At 61.8% G+C, this 19,336-nt stretch carries 18 protein-coding genes and 1 other annotated feature; of the genes, 8 read left to right on the forward strand and 10 right to left on the reverse strand.

From position 1 onward, the window contains the following. Nucleotides 1–125: 125 nt before the first annotated feature. A complete protein-coding gene (locus tag LKX83_RS15125) occupies nt 126–1,199 on the reverse strand; it encodes a response regulator transcription factor (RefSeq protein WP_227883117.1) in 1,074 nt (357 codons plus the stop codon). Next, nucleotides 1,196–2,998 carry a sensor histidine kinase gene (locus LKX83_RS15130; protein WP_227883118.1) on the reverse strand — a complete coding sequence of 601 codons (1,803 nt, stop codon included), beginning with the start codon at nt 2,996–2,998 and terminating at the stop codon, nt 1,196–1,198. Before LKX83_RS15130 ends, LKX83_RS15125 begins: the two co-directional genes overlap by 4 nt. A gap of 264 nt (nt 2,999–3,262) precedes the next feature. Between LKX83_RS15130 and LKX83_RS15135 the strand changes: the two genes are divergently transcribed. Genes LKX83_RS15135 through LKX83_RS15155 form a run of 5 tightly spaced genes read left to right on the forward strand, consistent with a single transcriptional unit; the run spans nt 3,263 to nt 8,403 of the window. Further along, on the forward strand, nt 3,263–4,768 hold the full coding sequence (locus LKX83_RS15135; RefSeq protein ID WP_227883119.1) for a spore germination protein: 1,506 nt from the start codon (nt 3,263–3,265) through the stop codon (nt 4,766–4,768). Then, nucleotides 4,765–5,853: a GerAB/ArcD/ProY family transporter gene (locus tag LKX83_RS15140; protein WP_227883120.1), complete on the forward strand. Its 1,089-nt coding sequence runs from the start codon at nt 4,765–4,767 to the stop codon at nt 5,851–5,853. The genes LKX83_RS15135 and LKX83_RS15140 overlap by 4 nt, the downstream gene beginning before the upstream one ends. Beyond that, a complete protein-coding gene (locus LKX83_RS15145) occupies nt 5,850–7,064 on the forward strand; it encodes a Ger(x)C family spore germination protein (protein ID WP_227883121.1) in 1,215 nt (404 codons plus the stop codon). The genes LKX83_RS15140 and LKX83_RS15145 overlap by 4 nt, the downstream gene beginning before the upstream one ends. After that, a complete protein-coding gene (locus LKX83_RS15150) occupies nt 7,061–7,294 on the forward strand; it encodes a hypothetical protein (protein WP_227883122.1) in 234 nt (77 codons plus the stop codon). The genes LKX83_RS15145 and LKX83_RS15150 overlap by 4 nt, the downstream gene beginning before the upstream one ends. 8 nt (nt 7,295–7,302) lie before the next feature. Further along, nucleotides 7,303–8,403 carry a GerAB/ArcD/ProY family transporter gene (locus tag LKX83_RS15155; RefSeq protein ID WP_227883123.1) on the forward strand — a complete coding sequence of 367 codons (1,101 nt, stop codon included), beginning with the start codon at nt 7,303–7,305 and terminating at the stop codon, nt 8,401–8,403. Nucleotides 8,404–8,498: 95 nt separating this feature from the next. Here the strand turns inward: LKX83_RS15155 and LKX83_RS15160 are convergent, their stop codons facing one another. After that, nucleotides 8,499–9,098: a 5' nucleotidase, NT5C type gene (locus LKX83_RS15160; RefSeq protein ID WP_227883124.1), complete on the reverse strand. Its 600-nt coding sequence runs from the start codon at nt 9,096–9,098 to the stop codon at nt 8,499–8,501. Nucleotides 9,099–9,248: 150 nt separating this feature from the next. On the opposite strand from LKX83_RS15160, the gene LKX83_RS15165 reads away from it, so the two are divergent. Next, nucleotides 9,249–10,064: a PPK2 family polyphosphate kinase gene (locus tag LKX83_RS15165; RefSeq protein ID WP_227883125.1), complete on the forward strand. Its 816-nt coding sequence runs from the start codon at nt 9,249–9,251 to the stop codon at nt 10,062–10,064. Between the two features lie 103 nt (nt 10,065–10,167). On the opposite strand, the gene LKX83_RS15170 is transcribed toward LKX83_RS15165, so the two are convergent. The 4 genes from LKX83_RS15170 to LKX83_RS15185 form a co-directional block, all read right to left on the reverse strand. Continuing rightward, nucleotides 10,168–10,488: a barstar family protein gene (locus LKX83_RS15170; RefSeq protein WP_227883126.1), complete on the reverse strand. Its 321-nt coding sequence runs from the start codon at nt 10,486–10,488 to the stop codon at nt 10,168–10,170. Between the two features lie 21 nt (nt 10,489–10,509). Beyond that, on the reverse strand, nt 10,510–12,564 hold the full coding sequence (locus LKX83_RS15175; RefSeq protein ID WP_227883127.1) for a PrsW family glutamic-type intramembrane protease: 2,055 nt from the start codon (nt 12,562–12,564) through the stop codon (nt 10,510–10,512). A 226-nt stretch (nt 12,565–12,790) separates the two neighbouring features. Continuing rightward, nucleotides 12,791–13,915: an NADH:flavin oxidoreductase gene (locus LKX83_RS15180; protein ID WP_227883128.1), complete on the reverse strand. Its 1,125-nt coding sequence runs from the start codon at nt 13,913–13,915 to the stop codon at nt 12,791–12,793. Nucleotides 13,916–14,076: 161 nt separating this feature from the next. Then, nucleotides 14,077–14,394 (reverse strand): ArsR/SmtB family transcription factor, encoded by a 318-nt coding sequence (locus LKX83_RS15185; protein WP_227883179.1) that lies wholly within the window; start codon nt 14,392–14,394, stop codon nt 14,077–14,079. A gap of 183 nt (nt 14,395–14,577) precedes the next feature. Here LKX83_RS15185 and LKX83_RS15190 point away from each other — a divergent pair, with 183 nt between their 5' ends. Further along, the gene (locus LKX83_RS15190; RefSeq protein ID WP_227883129.1) at nt 14,578–15,642 is read left to right on the forward strand and encodes a ParB/RepB/Spo0J family partition protein; all 1,065 of its coding nucleotides are present in this window, start codon (nt 14,578–14,580) and stop codon (nt 15,640–15,642) included. A gap of 283 nt (nt 15,643–15,925) precedes the next feature. Here LKX83_RS15190 and LKX83_RS15195 read toward each other — a convergent pair whose 3' ends face one another. Together LKX83_RS15195 and LKX83_RS15200 are read right to left on the reverse strand one after the other, a co-directional pair. Beyond that, complete coding sequence (locus tag LKX83_RS15195) at nt 15,926–17,116, reverse strand: aminotransferase class I/II-fold pyridoxal phosphate-dependent enzyme (protein WP_255654589.1); 1,191 nt, start codon at nt 17,114–17,116, stop codon at nt 15,926–15,928. Nucleotides 17,117–17,274: 158 nt separating this feature from the next. Next, nucleotides 17,275–17,509 (reverse strand) — a binding site (T-box leader). A 70-nt stretch (nt 17,510–17,579) separates the two neighbouring features. After that, nucleotides 17,580–17,996 carry a DUF2203 domain-containing protein gene (locus LKX83_RS15200; protein WP_227883130.1) on the reverse strand — a complete coding sequence of 139 codons (417 nt, stop codon included), beginning with the start codon at nt 17,994–17,996 and terminating at the stop codon, nt 17,580–17,582. A gap of 138 nt (nt 17,997–18,134) precedes the next feature. Here LKX83_RS15200 and LKX83_RS15205 point away from each other — a divergent pair, with 138 nt between their 5' ends. After that, nucleotides 18,135–18,311, forward strand: a complete 177-nt coding sequence (locus LKX83_RS15205; RefSeq protein WP_227883131.1) for a hypothetical protein — start codon at nt 18,135–18,137, stop codon at nt 18,309–18,311. A 172-nt stretch (nt 18,312–18,483) separates the two neighbouring features. Here the strand turns inward: LKX83_RS15205 and LKX83_RS15210 are convergent, their stop codons facing one another. Then, on the reverse strand, nt 18,484–19,113 hold the full coding sequence (locus LKX83_RS15210; protein WP_227883132.1) for a TVP38/TMEM64 family protein: 630 nt from the start codon (nt 19,111–19,113) through the stop codon (nt 18,484–18,486). Between the last annotated feature and the right edge of the window lie 223 nt (nt 19,114–19,336).

Here is a 19,336-nt window from a genome sequence, read left to right on the forward strand (position 1 = left end):
TAACGCTTACGAATTCGAGTATAAAAGGAAAGCGCTATCTTCGCATTGGACGTCATTTGCGGCTTGTTGTGGACGATATTGATATGGTCATGCCGTCTGATCTTAACGCTCCCGACACGCGCGCGTCACTCGTCGCCGGAGCCGAAGCCCCGCGCCTGCGCGGGCGTCAAGCCCGTTACCTTCTTGAAAATTCGGTGGAAATACGTCGGATCGGCGTACCCGACCGCCTCCGCGGCATGCTTGATGGCGGCGCCCTGGGCGAGCAGCTCCACGGCCCGCTCCATCCGGCGGGAGATAATATCGTCCATCACCGTCGCCCCCGTCTCCTGCTTGTACGTCCGGGCCAGATGCTCCTTGCTGACGAAAAACCGGGACGCGATCGACTCTAGCGTGATCGGCTCGGCGTACGCGCGGTTAATGTAGGCCCGGATGTCGCCGATGTCGAGCCGGCTTTTGTTTTTCCGCAGCTGGATCAAGTCGGCGAGCACCGCCGCATAGGCGGCGGACAGGGCGCCGATCCACGCCGCGCAGGGCGTCTCGTCCGTGACGTAGAACGACTCGGCCTGGCCCCGAATGACCGGCGACAGCTCGATGCCCGCCTTCGACGCCTGCTCGCCGAGCAGCGCCATGAACTGGCTGTACAAGGAGTGGTTGAAGCCGGGCCCGTGGGGCTCCCGCCGGGAGAGGCTGAGCGCGAGCGCGTCGAAGCGGGCCTGCACCTCCTCCGTCTGCAGCTCCTGGAAATACCGGGACACCGCTTCCTTGCACGCCGCGACCTCCTCCAGAATGTCCTTCGAGAGCGGCTGCGCGGCATGCATGCCGCGCGCGATCCCGAGCTCGCGCACCGTTTTCTCCAGCGCCCGGTTCAGCTCCTCCTGATGGATCGGCTTCAGGATGTATTCGTCCACCTTGGATAGAATCGCCTGCTTCGTATAGGCAAAGTCGTCGAACCCGCTAATGACGATCTTGCGGATAAACGGGTAGTTTTCCGTGAGGCGGCGAAGCAGCTCCACGCCGTCCATGCCCCGCATTTTCATGTCGGTGATGACGATCTCCGGGCGGATCTCTTCGATGATCCGCAGCCCGCTCAGCCCTTCTTCGGCCTCCTCGACCCGGTCGATGCCGAACCGCGCCCAATCGCCGAGACGCCGGATGCTGTCCCGCGTCCAAAATTCGTCGTCGATGATGACGGCCTTCATGCCGATTCCTCCTCCATGCGTTTCCCTTCGGACGGAATGACGAGCTTCACGGTCGTGCCCGCGCCTTCCGCGCTGTCAACGTACAGGCCGTACGCGTCCCCGAACATCAGCTTGATCCGGGCATTGACGTTGCCCATGCCCAGGCTGTCGCTCTCCTCCCGCATCTCGACCGCGAGGCCGAGCTGCCGGCGCAGACGGTCCAGCCGGTCCGAGGCGATGCCGACGCCGTTGTCGGCGATGCTGATCTCGACTTCGTCCAGCACCATTTCCGCGCGAATGACGATCGACCAGGTATCCATCTTGCCTTCGAGCCCGTGGATAAAGCAATTCTCGACGATCGGCTGCAGCGAAAACTTCGGGATCGCGCATCCGAGACACGCTTCGTCCACGTCGAGATGGACGTCGACCATTTGCTGGAAGCGGAGCTTCTGGATTTGCAAGTAGTTGCGGACATGCTCCATCTCGTCCGCGACGGTGACGAGGTCCGCCTGCATCCGGATCGCGTACCGGAACAGGTCGCTGATCGCCCGCACGTGCTCGTAGATTTCCGGGACGTTGCGGGACAGGGCGATGCCGCCGATGGATTGCAGCGCGTTGTGCAGGAAGTGCGGATTGACCTGCGCCTGCATCGCTTTGACCTGGGCCGTCCGCTTTTCGATCTTCGCTTTGTACTCCGTCTGGATCAGCTCCTTGATCCGGGCCAGCATGGAGTTGAACCTGCGCTCCAGCGTGCCGATCTCGTCGGTCCGGAGGCGGCGGAGCCCGACGTCGAAGTTTTGGATCTCGAGCGCCTTCATCGACTTGGTCAGCCGAATGATCGGCTTGGTCATGAAGTAGGCGGTCAGGATCGAGACGGCGATCGCCAGGATGATAAAGATGACGGCGGTCACCAAGCTGAAGTTCATCGTGGAGGAGGCGCTCTGGGTGACGTACTCGATCGGGATGAACTTGACGATCCAGAGCCGGCCGGACAGCGTAGGCTGAAAGAACAGAAATCCTTTCTTCAGCGCCAGATTGCCGGGCATGTCCGGGTGCTCGATCGCCTTGCGCACGATCTCGGGATCGACCGAGAACCGCTGCCCGTACGGGTTGTACATCTCGTTGCCTTCCGCATCCAGGATGAGCACCTCGCTATTCGGCTCCGAATGGACCATGTCGAGCACGCTGCGCATCATGCTCCAGCGCACGTCGATCGTCACGCCTCCGAGCACTTCCCGGTTTTCGAACTTGTTCATGCTGCGGACGATCGTGAAGATGCCGCTGCCGCTATTGATCAGTTTGTCGTAGCTCTCGCGCTTCCGGGAGATGGCCTCCCAGTCGGCGCTCGCCGTGACGAGCGCGTCCGTCGATCGGCTGGCGTCCCGGTCCACGGTATAGATGCGCTGTCTGGACTTCAGATACAGCGAGATTTGCGCGATGTTTTTGTTGTTCGCGCTGTAGAGCGACCACAGCCGCGCCGACGTATAGGCGTCCATCTCGTCGGGGCCGCTCGCCTCCCGGACGAAGCCGCCGTTGACGTTGGGAAACAGGTTCTTGTCGAGCAGCAGCGAATAGACGACCGACTGGAGCTGCTCGAACTTTTCGTCGAAGTAGCGGGCCGACCACTCCATCCGGGCCTCGTTGGACCGGACCACTTCCTCGCTGAGGGAATGCTTGGTCGTCCGGGTGGCGAACAGCGTGACCATCGACAGCGGCAGCACCGCGATCGCGACCATGAGCAGCATGAGTTTGTAGCGGAGACTTTTCTGGAAAGGCTGCAGCAGTCTGCGTCCGAATCGCTTCAACGCGCCGAGCGCCATGGGAGGACCTCCTCCGACCAGGTTGGGGTGAAATCTGTTTCCTAGTTTGGCGTGAAGGCGTCCGCCTGTCAACGCTTTCATTTTGGCAGCCGGTAAACGCGAATCAAGGCCGCTCCCAGAAGCCGGGCAGCTCACCCGGTTGACGCCGGCAGCCCCTGATCCACGACATGATAGAGACGCAAGGCGCCCCGGCCTCTCATCCACCGAGTTTAAGGAACGACAAAAATGGACAGAAAAATCTTATCCCATCCAAGGAGCCGCCTCATGTCCAAGGATTCGTCCGATCTCGTCTCCCCGTCGCTCGAAGCGAACCTGCAGGCGCTTCAAGATCTGTACGAGAATTGCGCGGATGTCTACTACCGCCGGTTCGGCATAGGGAAGAAGAAGGCGTTCGTCGCGTACATCGACGGCATGGTGAATATCGATCAACTGGACGAGCACGTATTGGCGCCGCTGATGCGAGGGGATGCCGCGGAAGCGGGAGACGATGCCGGCGGGTTGCCGTCCGTTCTCTCGGTCGCGGTAGTCGGCACCGTCTCCACCTTAGACGACGCGATCGCCAAGCTCTCGGGCGGCAGCGTGCTGCTCTTCGTCGACGGCGCCCCGCATGGATTCGCGCTGGGCCTCGCGAAGTGGGAGAAGCGGAGCATTGAAGAGCCCGCAGCCGAATCGATCGTCCGAGGCCCGCGGGAAGGCTTCACGGAGACGCTTAGCGACAATACGTCCATGCTGCGCCGCAAAATCAAGAGTCCCGCGATGAAAATCGTTCCCTTCGAGGTAGGCAAGCTTACGCGGACGCAAGTGCTGCTGGTTTACGTCGAAGGTCTGGCCGCGGAGACGCTCATCCGCGAAGTGCGGGAGCGCATCTCGCGGATCGATATCGACGGCATCCTCGAGAGCGGGTATATCGAAGGCCTGATCGAGGACAACCCGCTGTCTCCGTTCCCGCAAATCCAGGTGACGGAGCGGCCGGACGTCGTCAGCGCCGCACTGCTGGAAGGCCGCGTCGCGATCCTGGTCGACGGTACGCCATTTACGCTCATCGCGCCTTCGACGCTGTTCTCCATGCTGCAATCGCCTGAAGACTATTATCAGCGGTTCATGATCGGAACGCTGATCCGCTGGCTGCGCTATACGTTTTTCCTCATCACCCTCGTGCTGCCTTCGCTCTACGTGGCGATTTTGACGTTCCACCACGAGATGGTGCCGACCTCGTTGCTGCTGAGCATCGCCAAGTCGAGAGAGGACATTCCGTTCCCCGCGCTGGTCGAAGCGCTCCTCATGGAGATCTCGTTCGAAGCGCTGCGGGAAGCGGGCGTCCGGCTGCCCAAGCAAGTCGGCGCGGCCGTCAGCATCGTAGGCGCGCTCGTCATCGGCCAGGCGGCGACCTCCGCGGGCCTCGTGTCGGCGCCGATGGTCATGGTCGTCGCGATTACCGGGATCGCCTCGTTCATGATTCCGCAATACTCCACGGGGATCGCCCTGCGAATGCTCCGGTTTCCGATCATGTTCCTCGCGGGCATGTTCGGCTTGCTCGGGCTGATGCTGGGGGTGATCGCCATCGTGGTCCATCTATGCTCCCTGCGGTCGCTGGGCGTTCCTTACCTTCAGCCCCTCGCGCCGATGAAGGGAAGGGAGATGAAGGACGTGCTGATCCGCGCGCCGATCTGGGCCATGCGGACGAGACCCCGCTTGGCGGATAGCGCCAACCGGTATCGTCAACCGCCGGGACGGCGGCCGAAGCCACCCAAAGGAAATGGTTCCCTATGATCGAAAAAGGCAAAATATCCGCGCTGCAAATGGCGCTGCTCATGCATCCGACCATTCTGGCCACCGCGGCGCTCAGCGTCCCCGCGATCACGATGGAGAAAGCCGGCACGGATATGTGGATGACGCCGGTCCTCTCTTCCGTCGTCGGCTTTTTGGCGGTGCTGATTTCCTATCGGCTGCATCGCCGATACCCGAGAAAGACGCTCACCGAATACTGTCACCTCGTCCTCGGCGCTTGGCTTGGCAAGATCGCCGCGGCCGTGTATCTAATCTCGTTCCTGTACACGATGGGGATCATCCTGCGCGAATACGGGGAATTCATCGTCGGGACCTTCCTCGCGAAGACGCCGATGGTGTGGGTCATCCTCTGCCTGGTTGCCCTGTGCGCCTACGCGGTCCACGAAGGGCTCGAGGTGCTCGGCCGCTCCGCGCAAATTCTGATTCCCGGCGCCACGCTCGTCATCTTCGGCATGCTCGTCATCATGCTGCCCGACATGCAGCTCAAGCATATGCTCCCGGTCATGGAGAACGGTCCGCTTCCGGCCGTGCGCGGTTCGATCGTGCCGATGTCCTGGTTTTCCCAATTCATCATGATCACCTATATGCTTCCTTACCTCTCCCGGCCGGACAAAGGGTTGAAATGGGGCTATATCAGCGTCGCTGCCGTCATGATCACCCTGCTCGCCATCAATTTGTCCATCCTGTTGCTGTTCGGGCCGCTCAGCCGGGATCTCAGCTACCCGTTCCTGGTGGCGGTGAGATACGTCGCGCTAGCCGATTTTATCGAGCATATCGAATCTCTGCTCATGGCGGTCTGGCTCATCGGCATGTTCGTCAAAGTCTCCGTCGTGTATTACGCATCGGCGCTCGGCGCCGCCCAATGCCTCGGATTGTCCGACTATCGCCCCCTGATCGTCCCGCTCGGCTTCCTCGCCATCCTGTTCAGCATTTGGTCCGCGCCGAATTACGAGACGCTGAAGGAATTGCTGGGAATGGAGCTGCCCTACTTTGCGCTGTTGATGCAGGTCCTCCTCCCCGCCTTGCTTTTGGCGCTGGGAGCGCTCAAGGGAGGACGCGCGGCATGAACAGATCCGGATGCGGGCGCATGGCGGCGCTTGGACTTCTGCTATGCGCGGGGGCGCTTGGCTTGACCGGCTGTTGGGACCGGACCGAGGTGAACGATCTCGCGCTGATCACCGGCGCCGCAATCGACTGCAACGGTAACGGCCGCCTCGAGCTCACGGTCCAGATCTTCATCCCCCGCGCCTCCGGCGGCGGAGGCGGCGATATGATGAGCCAGAAGAGCGGAGGCGGAGGCAACGAAAACACGTTCACGCGCACGGCCGAAGGCGAAAACATCGCGGACGCGCTCTCTCATCTGCAAAGCGAGCTGCCGCGAATGCTGTTCTGGGGGCACGCGGAGGTCATCGTCTTCGGCGAAGCTGCGGCAAAGGACGGTATCCGCGACGACGTCGACTATTTGATGCGTTCGCCGCATCCGCGGGAGCGTTCCTTTATCTACGTCAGCCGAGGCAAGGCAAAGGATGTGCTCGAGCTGCATTCGATCCTCGAGCGGGACACGGCCGAGGTGCTCCGAGAAATGTCCAAGAGCCGGTTGGCCCTCTCCGTTACGCTCGCGCAGCTGTCGACCATGCTGACGAGCGATGCCGATGCGGCGCTGCTTCCGATGATCACCGTCGTCCCTGCGCCCGCCAAGCAAATGGACCAAGGTATCAGCTATATCGACGGTTTGGCCGTCTTCAAGGACGACTGCATGATCGGCTATGCCGACAAAGAGACGACAAGAGGCGTCCTGTGGCTGCGGGACCAGGTGCAACGGGCGATCTTGACGGTCCATCCCGCCGGGCCCCGCGGTTCCGTCTCGCTGAAGATGATCAATAGCAACACGCGCCTCATTCCCCGAATCGAAGGAGACGACTGGCTGATGGACGTATACATCAAGACCGAGAACGACGCCTTGCAGAATACGACGCGGCTGAATCTCGTGTCCGATCTTCGTGCCGTGAAGCAGGTGGAAGCGGAATTGAACGATGAGATGAAGTCGAAGGTTCGCCTCGCGCTGACGCTGGCGCAGCAGACGTTGAAGGCCGATATTTTCGATTTCGCGGGCGAGTTTCACCGCGCGTATCCCGCCGTATGGAAAAAAGAAAAGGGCCGCTGGGAGCAACACTTCGCCAGCGTAGAGGTCCGCATCCACCCGGCCGCCAAGATGCTGAGGCCCGGTCTCGCCAGCATCCCTTCGCCGGTACCCGACAAAGAGGAGCATTCGAAATGACCGCCGCCATTCCCGGCCTGCTGGCCTTCTTCGCGATCGTCACGGTCTTCCAGTGGCTCAAGTTGAGAAAAACCGCCACAGCCAAGGAACGGCTTGTCTACCTCGTGCTGCTCGGCGCGGTATGGCTCCTCGGCTTCTTGCTCCACTGGCTCCCTCTCCTGCCGGGACCGACCCAGCTGGTCAAGTTCGTATTCGGGCCCTTGAGCCAGGCATTGGAAAAAGGAGGCTGATGCGCGACATGCGGATCAGCGGCGCCCAGCTATTTTGGATGATTTCGTCGATGCAGGTGGGCATGACGATCCTGCTCACGATAAACCCGGCCATCAAGATCGCCGGACAGGATGCCTGGATCTCGACGCTGGTGGCCGGATTGGTCGGCGTACTCGTTGCCGCGGTCAGCTCGCGCGTCAGCCTGCTGCATCCCCGCCGAACGTTCGTGGATTACGCGAGATCCCTGTTGGGCAAATGGCCGGGCGGCATCGTCGTGTTCCTCTACCTGGCGTTCTGGATCTCCGTCCTGTCGATCATCCTGCGGCAGTACGCCGACTTGATCGCAAGCACGATTTTGCCGGAGACGCCGATCGTCGTGCCGATCGCGGGCATGCTGCTCGTCGCGGTCTACGTCAACGCGGCGGGACTCGAGGCGATCGCCCGCTGCAGCGAACTGATGGGACCGTTCGTCCTGCTGGGCATTCTGATCCCTGTGCTGCTCGTCGCGAAGGATGTCCGACTTGCGAACCTGCTGCCCGTTTATCTCGATTCCGGATGGACGACGGTGCTCAAAGGGGCCTTGCCGCCCGCGACGTTTCTCGGCGATTGCGTCATGCTCGTCATGCTGCTCGCCTTCGTCGCCCGGCCGAAGACCGGGTTCCGCCCCGCGCTGCTCGGCGTGGCCGTCGCCGGCTTGCTCACCTCGGCCACGACCTTCGTCATACTGGCCGTGCGCGGACCGAACGCCAGCGCCCGCGAGACATACTCCTACTTCAATTTGGTGCGCTACGTCTCCTACTTCGACTTCGTTCAGAACCTCGACGCGTTCGTGATCGCGCTGTGGATCACCGGGGTGTTCGTCAAAGTTTCGCTTTACTTTTTCGTCGCGACATACGGCGCCGCCCAGTGGATCGGATACGCCGACTGGCGCAGGATGATCAAGTTCGTCGCGCCTCTTTGCCTCGCGCTTGCGTTTCTTCCGCGCGATTTTTTGGACAGCTCCATTTTATTTCCACAGAAAATCGCCATGCCGTTCATTCTGCCGTTCCATATGCTCGGCATGCCGCTCATCCTGTGGGGGATCGCCGAATGGCGCGGCCGCCGCGCCAAAAAGAGGCATTCCGGCTAATCGCGCCGGAAGGCCTCTTCGTTCATTCGGTTGCCGCGCGGCGGATCGCGCCGGGGCGGAAGGCTTCTCCGCAGCTCGGCAGGCCGTCCCTCGTCCTATTCCGGCAACCGGGCGTTCCGCTCCTTCCCGGCCTCGTCCTCTAACAAAGCTAGCAATTCATCCCATGAACCGATGCGCGGGAAATCCAGATGCCGGTTGTACGCATTGTCCTTCGCGTACACGTGCAGGTCCAAGCCGCCCAGCGTGTCCAGCACGGCCGGCTTGTCGTCGAAGTAATAATCCAGCCCGAGCTCCCGGATGACATGGATCTTCTCCCCGTCTCCCATCCCGCAGTAAAACCGCCCGTCCGCGACCGGAAAGCCCGCCGCGACGAGCCAGTCGCGCGTCCGTTCGCAATGCTCCGGCGTCCGCGCGGTGACGTAATACACCTCGTGTCCTCGCCGCACCAGCTCGTTCAGCGCCTCGACCGCGCCGGGAAACGCCGGGCAGGAGGTATAGTAGATCTCGCTCTGCAACTCCCGCCATATCCGGCGCCCCTCCTCGGCCGACAAGCCGAACAGCTCGTGGATCGAGATCGTCGCGCATTCGCGAAAGCGCTCGATCGCGACCTCGCGGCCCAATCTCCTGCCGTACAGGTGGAAAGCGTGCTCCCGTAGGTTGATTAGCGTATCGTCGATATCAAAGCCGAACTTCATCTCGTTCTCCTTATCCGCAGTCGGGTATGTTAGACTCATCTTACCAGAATGCGGCGCAAATGACCTAATGACCGAATGCCGATCGCTGATTGCCGGCCGCCGCAGCCGGGGAATACGTATCGTAAGCTTCTTAATCGGGAGGGAGCGCCAATGCTGAATCGTTATCGTCTGGACGCCAAAAGCGCCGTGTCGCTGCGGGACTTCGATCCGAACGACACGGCCGGGTTGCAGAGCAAGGAAGAAGCCGCCGAGGCCGTCCTCGAGCTGAAGGAGCGGCTGCAGGAAGCGCAGGAGAAGCTGTTCGCGAGCAAAACCCGCAGCGTGCTCATCCTGTTTCAGGGGATGGACTGCAGCGGCAAGGACGGCGTCATTGGCAAAGTGCTTGCCGGCTTGAATCCGCAAGGCTTCCGGGCCGAGAGCTTTAAGCAGCCGACGGCGGAGGAGGCCGCGCACGACTTTTTGTGGCGCGCGCACAAGCTGACGCCGGCCAGAGGCTACATCGCGGCCTTCAACCGATCCTACTACGAGGACGTGCTGATCACCCGCGTGCACGGCATGATCGACAAGCGGGAAGCCGCCTCGCGCCTGAAGCATATCCAGAGCTTCGAGAAGCTGCTTGCTGATAGCGGCGTCGTCCTGGTGAAGATCTTCCTGCATATCTCCCAAGACTTTCAACTGAAAAAAATCAAACAGCGACTCGAAAATCCGGACAAGCGCTGGAAGTTCGACCCGACCGATCTGGCGGAGCGCAAGCACTGGGACGCCTACTGGAACGCCTACGAGGAAGCGTTCAAAGCGACGGCCACCAAGCGCAATCCGTGGTACGTCGTCCCGGCGAATCGCCGCTGGTTCCGCGACTATCTCGTCTTGCGCATCCTCGTTTCCGTTTTCGAGCGTCTTGATCTCGCTTATCCGGAGATCGATCTTGCGGCCCTGGGCCCGATCGACGAAGCCAATCTCAGCTAAGCCCAAGCTTGCGCGAAAAAGCCTGCGCGCCCGTCGGGGCGCGCAGGCTTTCTTTTCGGCGGTACCGGCGACAGCCGCAATGCGAGCCGCGTCCGACCGCAGGCTAATCGACGTACCGGATCTCGGTCTTCCAAGCGGGGAAATCGGCGTTGCGCCGTTCCAGCAGCTCGCGCAGCAGCCGGGCGTCGTCCGGCAGCCGCTCGTTCAGCCTGCTCCAGCCCGCCAGCACCAGCTCCTCCGGCAGCTCCACCAGCCCCGTTACCGCGTCCCAGAACGCGTCCCAATTCATTCCGTAGTAGTCGGGAAAGTCCAATTCCCTTTGCAACAGCGCATGCAGCTCGTTCGCCGTGCGGGCTTCCCCGACGGGAATCGTAACGATGGGCAGACGCTCCCGGTCTTCTTCTTCGCGTTCATAGGCATCCATTCCGCATGCACCTTCCTTCGCTTATTTGTACCGGCCGATGAAGTTCACCGTCTTGTAGTGATCCGAGGTGACGTACATCAGGCCGTCATCCGAATACAGCAGCCGCGTGCCCGGCTGCTTCGCCCGGGACATCGTGTTCGTGAGTCCCACGTCTGCCTCGTACCAGACGCGTCCGGGGGACTCGGGCAGCACTTTGGTCGTATTTTGAAACACGTCCCCGCCGATTTGGCCGCCCGGCACGTAATTGTTCAGCGCTTTGCCCGGTTTGTAGCCGTGCTGAGCCGCCGTAGTTTTGTCTACAAAGTGGGGCGGGAGGCGCCCCGTCTGGCGCAGGCTGTCCACGAGCGGATTCGCCGCCTCCGTGACGCGGAGCAGCTCCTTGTGCTTGGCGTGGGTGGCGACGTTGTCCGGGCCGCGGCCCGGCGGTTCGGCCGGCGGCTTGGGCGCTCGCCGTTCTCCCCATTGTCGCACCTTCGCCCCCAGCTTGTCGATGGCGTGCCCGAATCGCCCGCGCCCCCGCTCCGCCACCCATCGTAGCCCTCTGCCGAACGGAATCCGGCTGAGCGCGATGCCGATCGCGACCGCGATGGCGTTCTCCGGCGTCAGCAGCTTGCGCGGATGGCGGATGTAATCCGCGATTTCGCGCCCGCTGCCGGCGGTACTCGCCACCGTCATCGCGAAGCCGAGCGCCGGCCAGAAGCCGACGAACAGCATCGCCAGCGCGAAGGCGCCGAGAACGATCGCCGCCTGCTCGTGGCCGCCGAGCCGATCCCACCAGCGCTGCAGCGACTCGAACATGCAGGCGAAGCAGGCGCCGTCGCCGAGAACATGCGAAGCCTGGCCGACGTACGCGAGCCAGCCCGCCCCGACGCCTGCGAGCAAGAGGAGCGCGGCGGCGCCTGCCGCGAGCTTCGCCAGCCTCCCGTCCAGCTTTGCCTTGAGCGGCTCGATGCGGCCCGCGGCTTCGGCGTTGCCGTACAGCATCGCGAAGCCGAGCTCCCTGCGCTCCCGGTAAAATCGCATCGCCTGGAGGAAGCTCCCTCTTCGCCCCGCCCATGCGGCGGCCATGCCGATCCACTCGGACAGCGGGTTCAGCACCGGCTCGAACCGATAAGCCGGCAGCCGGTCCCGCACCCGGTTCAGCGCGGCGTAGTCCCAAATCAACGCGGCCGCCAAAAGCAAGAGGAAAAATCCGCGCGTCTCGTACCCGCTCCCGGTCCAAGCATGAAATCGCATCAACCATTTCGGCAGCTCATCCTGACCGTTGTACGCCGCATGATCGAGGATGGCCCACCCGAGCAGAATGGCGGGAAAGGCGAACGAGGCGCAGTTGGTTCGTTTCCGAAGCCGAACGGCCATCCCGCAGCCCAGCGCGACGAGCGCGGTGTGGACCGGATGACTGACCGTCATGACCGTCGGAAACAAACTCGGTTCGAACCGGCCGGGGAACAGCGAGAAGAAATCCCAATGTATCGTTTCCCCGCCCAGCATCGTGTAGCTGTAGCCGTACGTTTTGGCGATGACGCCGTGATTGATCCACCGCCTCGTCAGCTCCTCCATCAGCTGAAAACCAACGCCCGAGGCTGCCCCGACGATCGCATAGTCGCCCAGGCTGAACGCCGTAGCCCGCCTTGCGAATAAAAGCATCGCGCCGAGCGGCAGCAGCTTCCACGCTTCCTCGACGATCGGCGTGGCGACGGCCATGGACCATACGTCCCGCGTTCGCCCGCCCGCCAGTCCGTGGATCGCGTTCAGCGTAAGCGCGGTGAACGGCACGACGACGAGCGCGCCCGACAGCGCCAGGAGCGAGACCTGCTTCCAGGGCAGCGTCTTGCTTCGGCAAAGGAACCAGAATTGCAGCAGGACATAGAACGACCACAAGTATTGGACCAGCATCGTGCGGGAATCTTCGTATCGGATCAATCCCCAGAGGAGAAAGGCGAACGCGACCCAGGCGTAGATCGCGAATAGCTTTTGAATGGACGGATATTTTCCGATCCATGCCGCGCAAACGCGATAGGCGGCCTCGGCCGTATCCCGGATTCCCGTACGGATTCGCCAAATGCGATTTGTCATTGCTCCCTCCTTTTTCTTCTCCCGAATGAATTACCCCCAAAATAACACAACGCCAACCCCCTAGCGAGGCCCAATTATGGAAATGCGATTCGATCCGGACGCGAAAAAAGTCCCGAAGCGTTGAGGTACGCTCCGGGACTGGTTGGCTCGGCATGGATATTAAACGCGCTAAAAGTCGAGGGCGGGAAGCCTCCGCTTGGGGCTCCCGAACCTTGAGCCGCTTAGCTTAGGACAGGCTGCGCAGCGCCTCTACCGCAAACGGCTTGAGCTCCTCAAGCCGGCCGCCGCGGACTTTGGCCGCCCAGGCCGGATCCTGCAGCAGGGCGCGGCCGACGGCGACGAGATCGAACTCCTCGCGCGAGAGCCGGTCGGCCAAGCCGTCGAGGCTTGCGGTGCCGGCGCCCTGGCCGGCGAACGCGTTCGTGAACTCGCCGTCGAGTCCGACGGAGCCGACCGTGATCGTCGGCTTGCCCGTCAGCTGCTTGGTCCAGCCCGCGAGATTGAGCGGCGAGCCTTCGAATTCGGGCTCCCAGAACCGGCGGGTCGAGGCGTGGAAAATATCGACGCCCGCTTCCGCGAGCGGCGCAAGAAAGCGGCCGAGCTCCTCGGGCGTATGCGCCAGCTTGTACGCGTAGTCCGTCGGTTTCCACTGGGAGAAGCGGAAGACGATCGGGAAGTCGGGTCCTACGGCTGCCCTCACGGCCTCCACGACCTCGACGGCGAACCGGGTTCGCTGTACGAGGTCGCCGCCGTAGCGGTCGTCGCGCCGGTTGGTGACGTCCCAGAAAAACTGGTCGATCAAGTAGCCGTGCGCGCCGTGGATCTCGACGCCGTCGAAGCCGATGCGCTTCGCCGCCGCTGCGGCTTCGGCGTAGGCGCCGACGAGGTAGGCGATCTCCGCCTCCGTCAGCGGTTCGGAGACACGCGTATCAGGCGGAGCGATCCCCGACGGTCCGATCGGGGCGGCGTCGGATTCGGGGAACGTTTCGCGGCGGCGCGAGGTACCGACGTGCCAGATTTGCGGGATGATCTTGCCCCCCGCTTCGTGCACCTCCTTCACGACGTTCGCCCAGCCCGCAAGCGCGGCTTCGCCGTAAAAGTGAGGCACGCCGAGGTCCGCCGCGGCGGCTGGATGGTTAATGACCGTGCCTTCCGTAATGAGGAGTCCGACGCCGTTCTCCGCGCGACGGCGGTAGTAGGCGGCGACATCCGGGCCCGGCACGCCGCCCGGCGAGAAGCCGCGGGTCATCGGCGCCATGACGATGCGGTTGGTCAAAGTCAGCTTGTCGCTGACGAACGGGCGAAAGAGCGGCTGTGCAGTGCGTGCTGTCTGAACGTTTTCGATGGACATGGCAGGATTCCCTCCGGAACTCGTTTTAAGATATCTATATTTATGAATATATAGATGTGATCGATCAATTGCAACCCCCTCGCTCGGAAAAATAAAAAACTTTGCAATCGCCCGCCCGGGACAAACCGCAAAGCCTCCTATATCCGCAAAGCCGCAATCGGCTAGATGTCCATCTTGAGCTGCGCCAGCCATTGCTCGACCGTCTCCGCGTTGCGGCGGTAATAGGTCCACTGGCCGAAACGGCGGGATTCGAGCAGCCCGGCCTTCTGCATGGCGGAGAGATAGCCGGAGATGACCGACTGGGTCAGACCCGACTTTTCCTGGATTTTGCCCACGCAAACGCCGCCTTCGAACTCCGCGTTCACGGGCATGCAATCGGGGGCGAAGTGCGCATCCGGCTCTCGGAGCCAGCGCATGATATTGAGGCGGGTCTCGTTCGACAGCGCCTTGATGATTTGCAGGCAGCGTTCGCTTTCCATCATGTCCGTCATCGCTTTCTAAGAGGATGAAGGGACGGCGGTCCCTTGTCGTGCTACAATTATACCAGAGGAGCGCCGAGATTCCCACGCCCGGGCGCTTATTATATAATACAGATAGATTTAGTCAAATGTTCCCATGCCGCCAATACCCGTCGTCCGGATGGAGAGATAGGAGAATCGCAGATGGACATTGTGGAAATCCGAACGAGTCTGATCGACGAAGATACCGACCAGCCCCGCTATCAATTCGACGAGGAAGCGCTTCAGGAGCTGATGAACAGCATCGAGGAGCTCGGCCTGCTATCCCCGATCAAGGTCCGCCCCACGGGAGACGGACGCTACAAGATCATCTACGGCAACCGCCGGTACAAGGCGTGCCGCACGCTCGGCCGACCTACGATCCCCTGCATCGTCTCGGATGTGACGGACGAGCTCGAGATCTACCTGGAGCAGATCGCGGAGAACTTGACCCGCCAGGGCTTCTCTCCGATCGAGGAAGCCGAGGCGTTTCACAAGCTGCTCCACGAATCCAAGTTCAACAGTTCGGTCAAATATTTGTCCGGCAAGCTGGGCAAGCCCGAGTCCTATATTAGAAACAAGTGCGAGCTGCTGAAGTTCGGCCCGGCCGTGAAAAAGCTCATCGTCGGCGGCACCGAGATCCGCAAGGATCTTCTGACGGAAGACCAGCTGCTCCCGCTCAAGGATCTTCCGATGGAGTATCGCGATCCGCTCGCGCTCATCATGGCGCGGGACGAAATGCCCGTCAGCGACGTGAAAAAGATCGCCCGCCTGTTCAAGGACAAGGACATCTCGGACGGCATCAAGTCCAAGCTGCTCTACAAGACCGGCCCGTCGCTCATCGAGACTTGGTCTTCCTACGAGCTGACCAAGGCCGAACGGGCCAAAGCGGCGGAGCCGAAGCCGGCCAAAAAGACGAAGGCAGCCGAAGCCGAGCCGCCGATAGCGGAAAGGGACGCGCCGGCCGAGACGCCAAACGGAGAGGCGGAGACTGCAACTGTCGCGGACACGCCGGCTGGTCTGGCGATCCAGGACAAGCTGGCGCGGCTGCTTGCGGCGCTGCCTGACCAGAGCTCGCTGCCGATCGAGGATTTGCAGTCGCTCGCCCAGCTGCCGCCGGATCAGGCCGATCCGTTCCTGAGCGGCGTCGACGCGCTCATCGCCCATCTCGAACGCCATCTGGCGGAGTGGAAGACGGTCCGCGACCGCGCCAAAACGATCACTGCCTGAGCGCCCGACGTTGGCCGTTTCGACGCTTGCGCCTGCGCTCTCGCTAGCTGGCCTCTATAGAGCCGGATTGGACGCCTCCGTCCAGTCCGGCTCTTGGCGTCGTTTCAGGCCCCATGGCGCAAGCGGCACAACGGATGACGAAATAGGCGAAGTGTGGGGCTGTAGCGAAAGTTTCTTTCGTTGCAGCGGCGGTTCCGGGATTCGCGGGGACTGTAGCGAAAGTTTCTTTCGTTACAGTCCCCTGTCTCCTATATGGCGCAAATCGCGCGGGTTGCGGCTACTTTCAGGAGAGCCGCCCAAGGAAGGCGCGCATCCGCTCCAGCGCTTCGTCCAGCTGCGACTGCGAGCTGGCGTAGGAACAGCGGATGAAGCCTTCCCCGCCTTCGCCGAACACATGCCCCGGCACCGTAACGACGCCCGCCTCCTCCAGCAGCCGCTGCGCGAACCGCTCCGAGTCGAGACCGGTGTGCGCGATCGAGGGAAAGGCGTAAAACGCGCCCAGCGGCTCGTGGCACGGCAGTCCGATCTCTCGCAGCCCCTTCACGAACGCCCGCCTTCTCCCGTCGTAAGACGCGATCATCCGGTCCTTTTCCTCCATGCCGATCTGCAAGGACTCGAGCGCCGCGACCTGCCCCAGGATCGGCGCGCACATGACCGTATACTGGTGGATCTTCAGCATCGCCGCGAGCAGCTCCCGCGGTCCGCACGCATATCCGACGCGCCAGCCGGTCATGGCGAACGCCTTGGAGAAGCCGTTCACGACCAACGTCCGCTCCTTCATGCCCGGCAGCGCCGCGAAGCTCGTATGGCGAACGCCGTAGGTCAGCTCGGCGTAAATCTCGTCCGAGATGACGATCAAGTTGCGCTCCTCGGCGAGCCGGGCGATCGGCAGCCAGTCCTCGTACGTCATGACCCCGCCCGTCGGATTATTCGGATAGCAGAGCACGAGCACCTTGGAACGAGGCGACAGACGGGCGGCGAGCGCATCGGCGGTCAGCTTGAACCCATCCTCCGCCCGCGCGGGGATCTGGACGGTCCGCCCGCCGCCCAGATAAGAGATCGGCGAATAGGAAATATAGCAAGGAACGGGGATAAGAATCTCGTCCCCCGGCACGACCAAGGCCCGTAGCGCCAGGTCGATCGCCTCGCTGCTGCCGACGGTCACGAGCACTTCGTCCGCGGGATCGTAGGAAATGTCGAAGCTGTCGGACAAATAGCCCGCGATCGCCTCGCGCAGCTCCGGCAGCCCGGCGTTCGGCGTGTAGGAAGTCCTCCCCCGCTCCAGCGCGCGGACGGCCGCGTCTCGCACCGGCTTGGGCGTGACGAAGTCCGGCTCGCCGACCCCGAGCGAGATGACGTCCTGCCTTCCCGCCGCATAATCGAAAAACTTGCGAATGCCCGATGGCGGCATGTCGCGCACGACCGGCGACAACAAGTCGGCGATCGGGGAGGTGTGAACGCGCTGCGAATGCATGGAATACGTCAATGTAAACCCTCCTTTTGGTCGTGAAACAAGTAAAAACGGATTTGCCGCCTTCCTAGACGGCGATTACGTTTTTATCGTCGGTCATACAGAAATGGAAAGACGTGAAAACTTGTACATTCTGTATGACAAACAAAAAAACCCGTCCCGAAAGGGACGAGTTTGCACCCGTGTTACCACCCTAGTTCCGCTTGAAAAAGCGGCACTCTACAACGTATCCAACAATACGCGGTCCCGTTAACGCTGGACATGCGGCAGCACCTACTAGGCTTCAGCCTGCTTCTCGGAGATGGCGTTCGGTTATCGCCTGAACGTTGGTTCGCACCTGCCCCAACTCTCTGCGGATCAGTCGGATAACGTACTCTTTCTCTTCATCGAATTTCATCTTGCGATATCAAGTTAACGGTATTATACGCCCTGCCTCGCGACTTGGCAATACGCATCCGCCGGACGCTCAAACGTCGGGCAGCGGCTTGCGGCTCTGGTAGCCGTCGTGCCAGCCGTGATAGTGCTTGACGCTCGACTCTCCCTGCCTCCAGCAGATCAGGACGTCTTCGCCGTTCACGACCGCCGGAAAGTCGATCAGACCGGGCTCGATCATTTTGAGCAGCACGCCCTTGCGGGCGAAATTCGAGATGAGCAGATCCGCTTCGATGCGCAAAAAATCGAGCCGGCTTTCCTCCTCGAAAAACGGATCCGCGTTGCCCGCCGTTCCATCCACCATCTGCACGGCCCAGCTCGCCTTCTGCGAACGCAGCTCTCGGCATCGCTCCTCGAACTGTCTCGTCAGCGTCTGAAGCCGGCGCAAATCCTCGTTCAGCTCCGGCAGCAGCGCATTCGCCTCGTCCGGCGTAAAGATACGGGTTTCCATCGCTTATCCCCCCTTTCCCACGGGATTGTCGGTGCCTATTCGGAAGGCCCTCCTCGATCGCGTTTCGCCCCGCCGTATAAAACACGAGCCGCCATGGGAAAATAAATCCTGTTGTCGATCGACAAAGGAGGTGCCAAGATGCCCCACGAGAATAACCAAAGCCACGACCAAGCTTCCAAAGCGGAAGTGCAATCGACCAAGCTGAACCAGATTCCCGCTCCGGGCGAGAACGATACCGAGTTCTCCGCCGAGGAAGCCGCAGAGGCGTTCCAGAAGAACCCCTCCTCCAGCCAAGCGTCGAACCGCCAATCCTAAGGCACGTCCGGTTTCCCCTCTAAGGAGGACGAACCCGATTTTCGCCCGGTCGAATCAAGGTGCGGCCCCAGCCGGTCGCCCGGCCGTGCAACCGACAAGCCCGGTCCCTGCGGACCGGGCTTACGCGCGTTCGGGGCGATCCCAAGGACGAAAAATGCCGTCCGACTGCCGTCTAAACCGGCTTATCGGCCGTCTCATCCGCCTCCGCGGGACGCGTGAACTTCGTCTCCAGCTTCTTGCTGATCACATAGGAAACGGCGACGAAAAGCAGCACGTACAGGAGCTGCGCCGGCTCGCGAACGAACCGGGCGAGGTCGTAGCCGATGAACGACACCGACAGCACCATGACGGCTTTGCCGAACAGGATGGCGATCAGAAACGATCGCAGCGGCATGCGCGCCAGCGCGGCGGCGATATTGATGACGACGAACGGCCCGACGGGAAACAGGCTGAGCAAGAAGACGTAGCTGAATGCATTGCGCTGAATCCAGACCATGCTCCGCCTCACGCGGGGCTTGGACGCCCACCGTTCCGCATATGGATGCCTGCCGAGCCGGCGGAAAAGTAGGAACGTCGTCAGGCAGCCGGCGATCATGCCCAGCCACGAATACAAAAACCCGAGCCACAAGCCGTAAACCGCAGCGTTCACGCCCACGATGACGACGGTCGGCAGCGGCGGCACGAACGACTTGAGAAAAGTCAGAAAGATGCCCGGCAGCGGCCCGAGGGATCGGAACCGGTCGAGCCATTGCTTCAAATCGTCTTCCGTTATGGAAGACAGCGAATCCACCAAAGATGACATGTCCAGCGCTCCGCTCGTAATTCGTTTCGGGTCCGGGTCGGTCCCGTCTCGATCGCTTTGGATTTCAGCATAGCGCATCCTCCGGGCGGCCGCAACCGAACGGAGAACCGGACAACGGTCTTCGGCGCGCCTCGGAAGGAGGCGTTTAACGAAGGGCGGCTTTTTCCGAAAATAGCGGTTGACAGAAACTCCCTCTAGTCTTATGATCAAAATGAATGAACGG

Origin of the sequence: Cohnella baijiui (assembly GCF_020731285.1) — a bacterium.
Lineage (GTDB): Bacteria > Bacillota > Bacilli > Paenibacillales > Paenibacillaceae > Cohnella.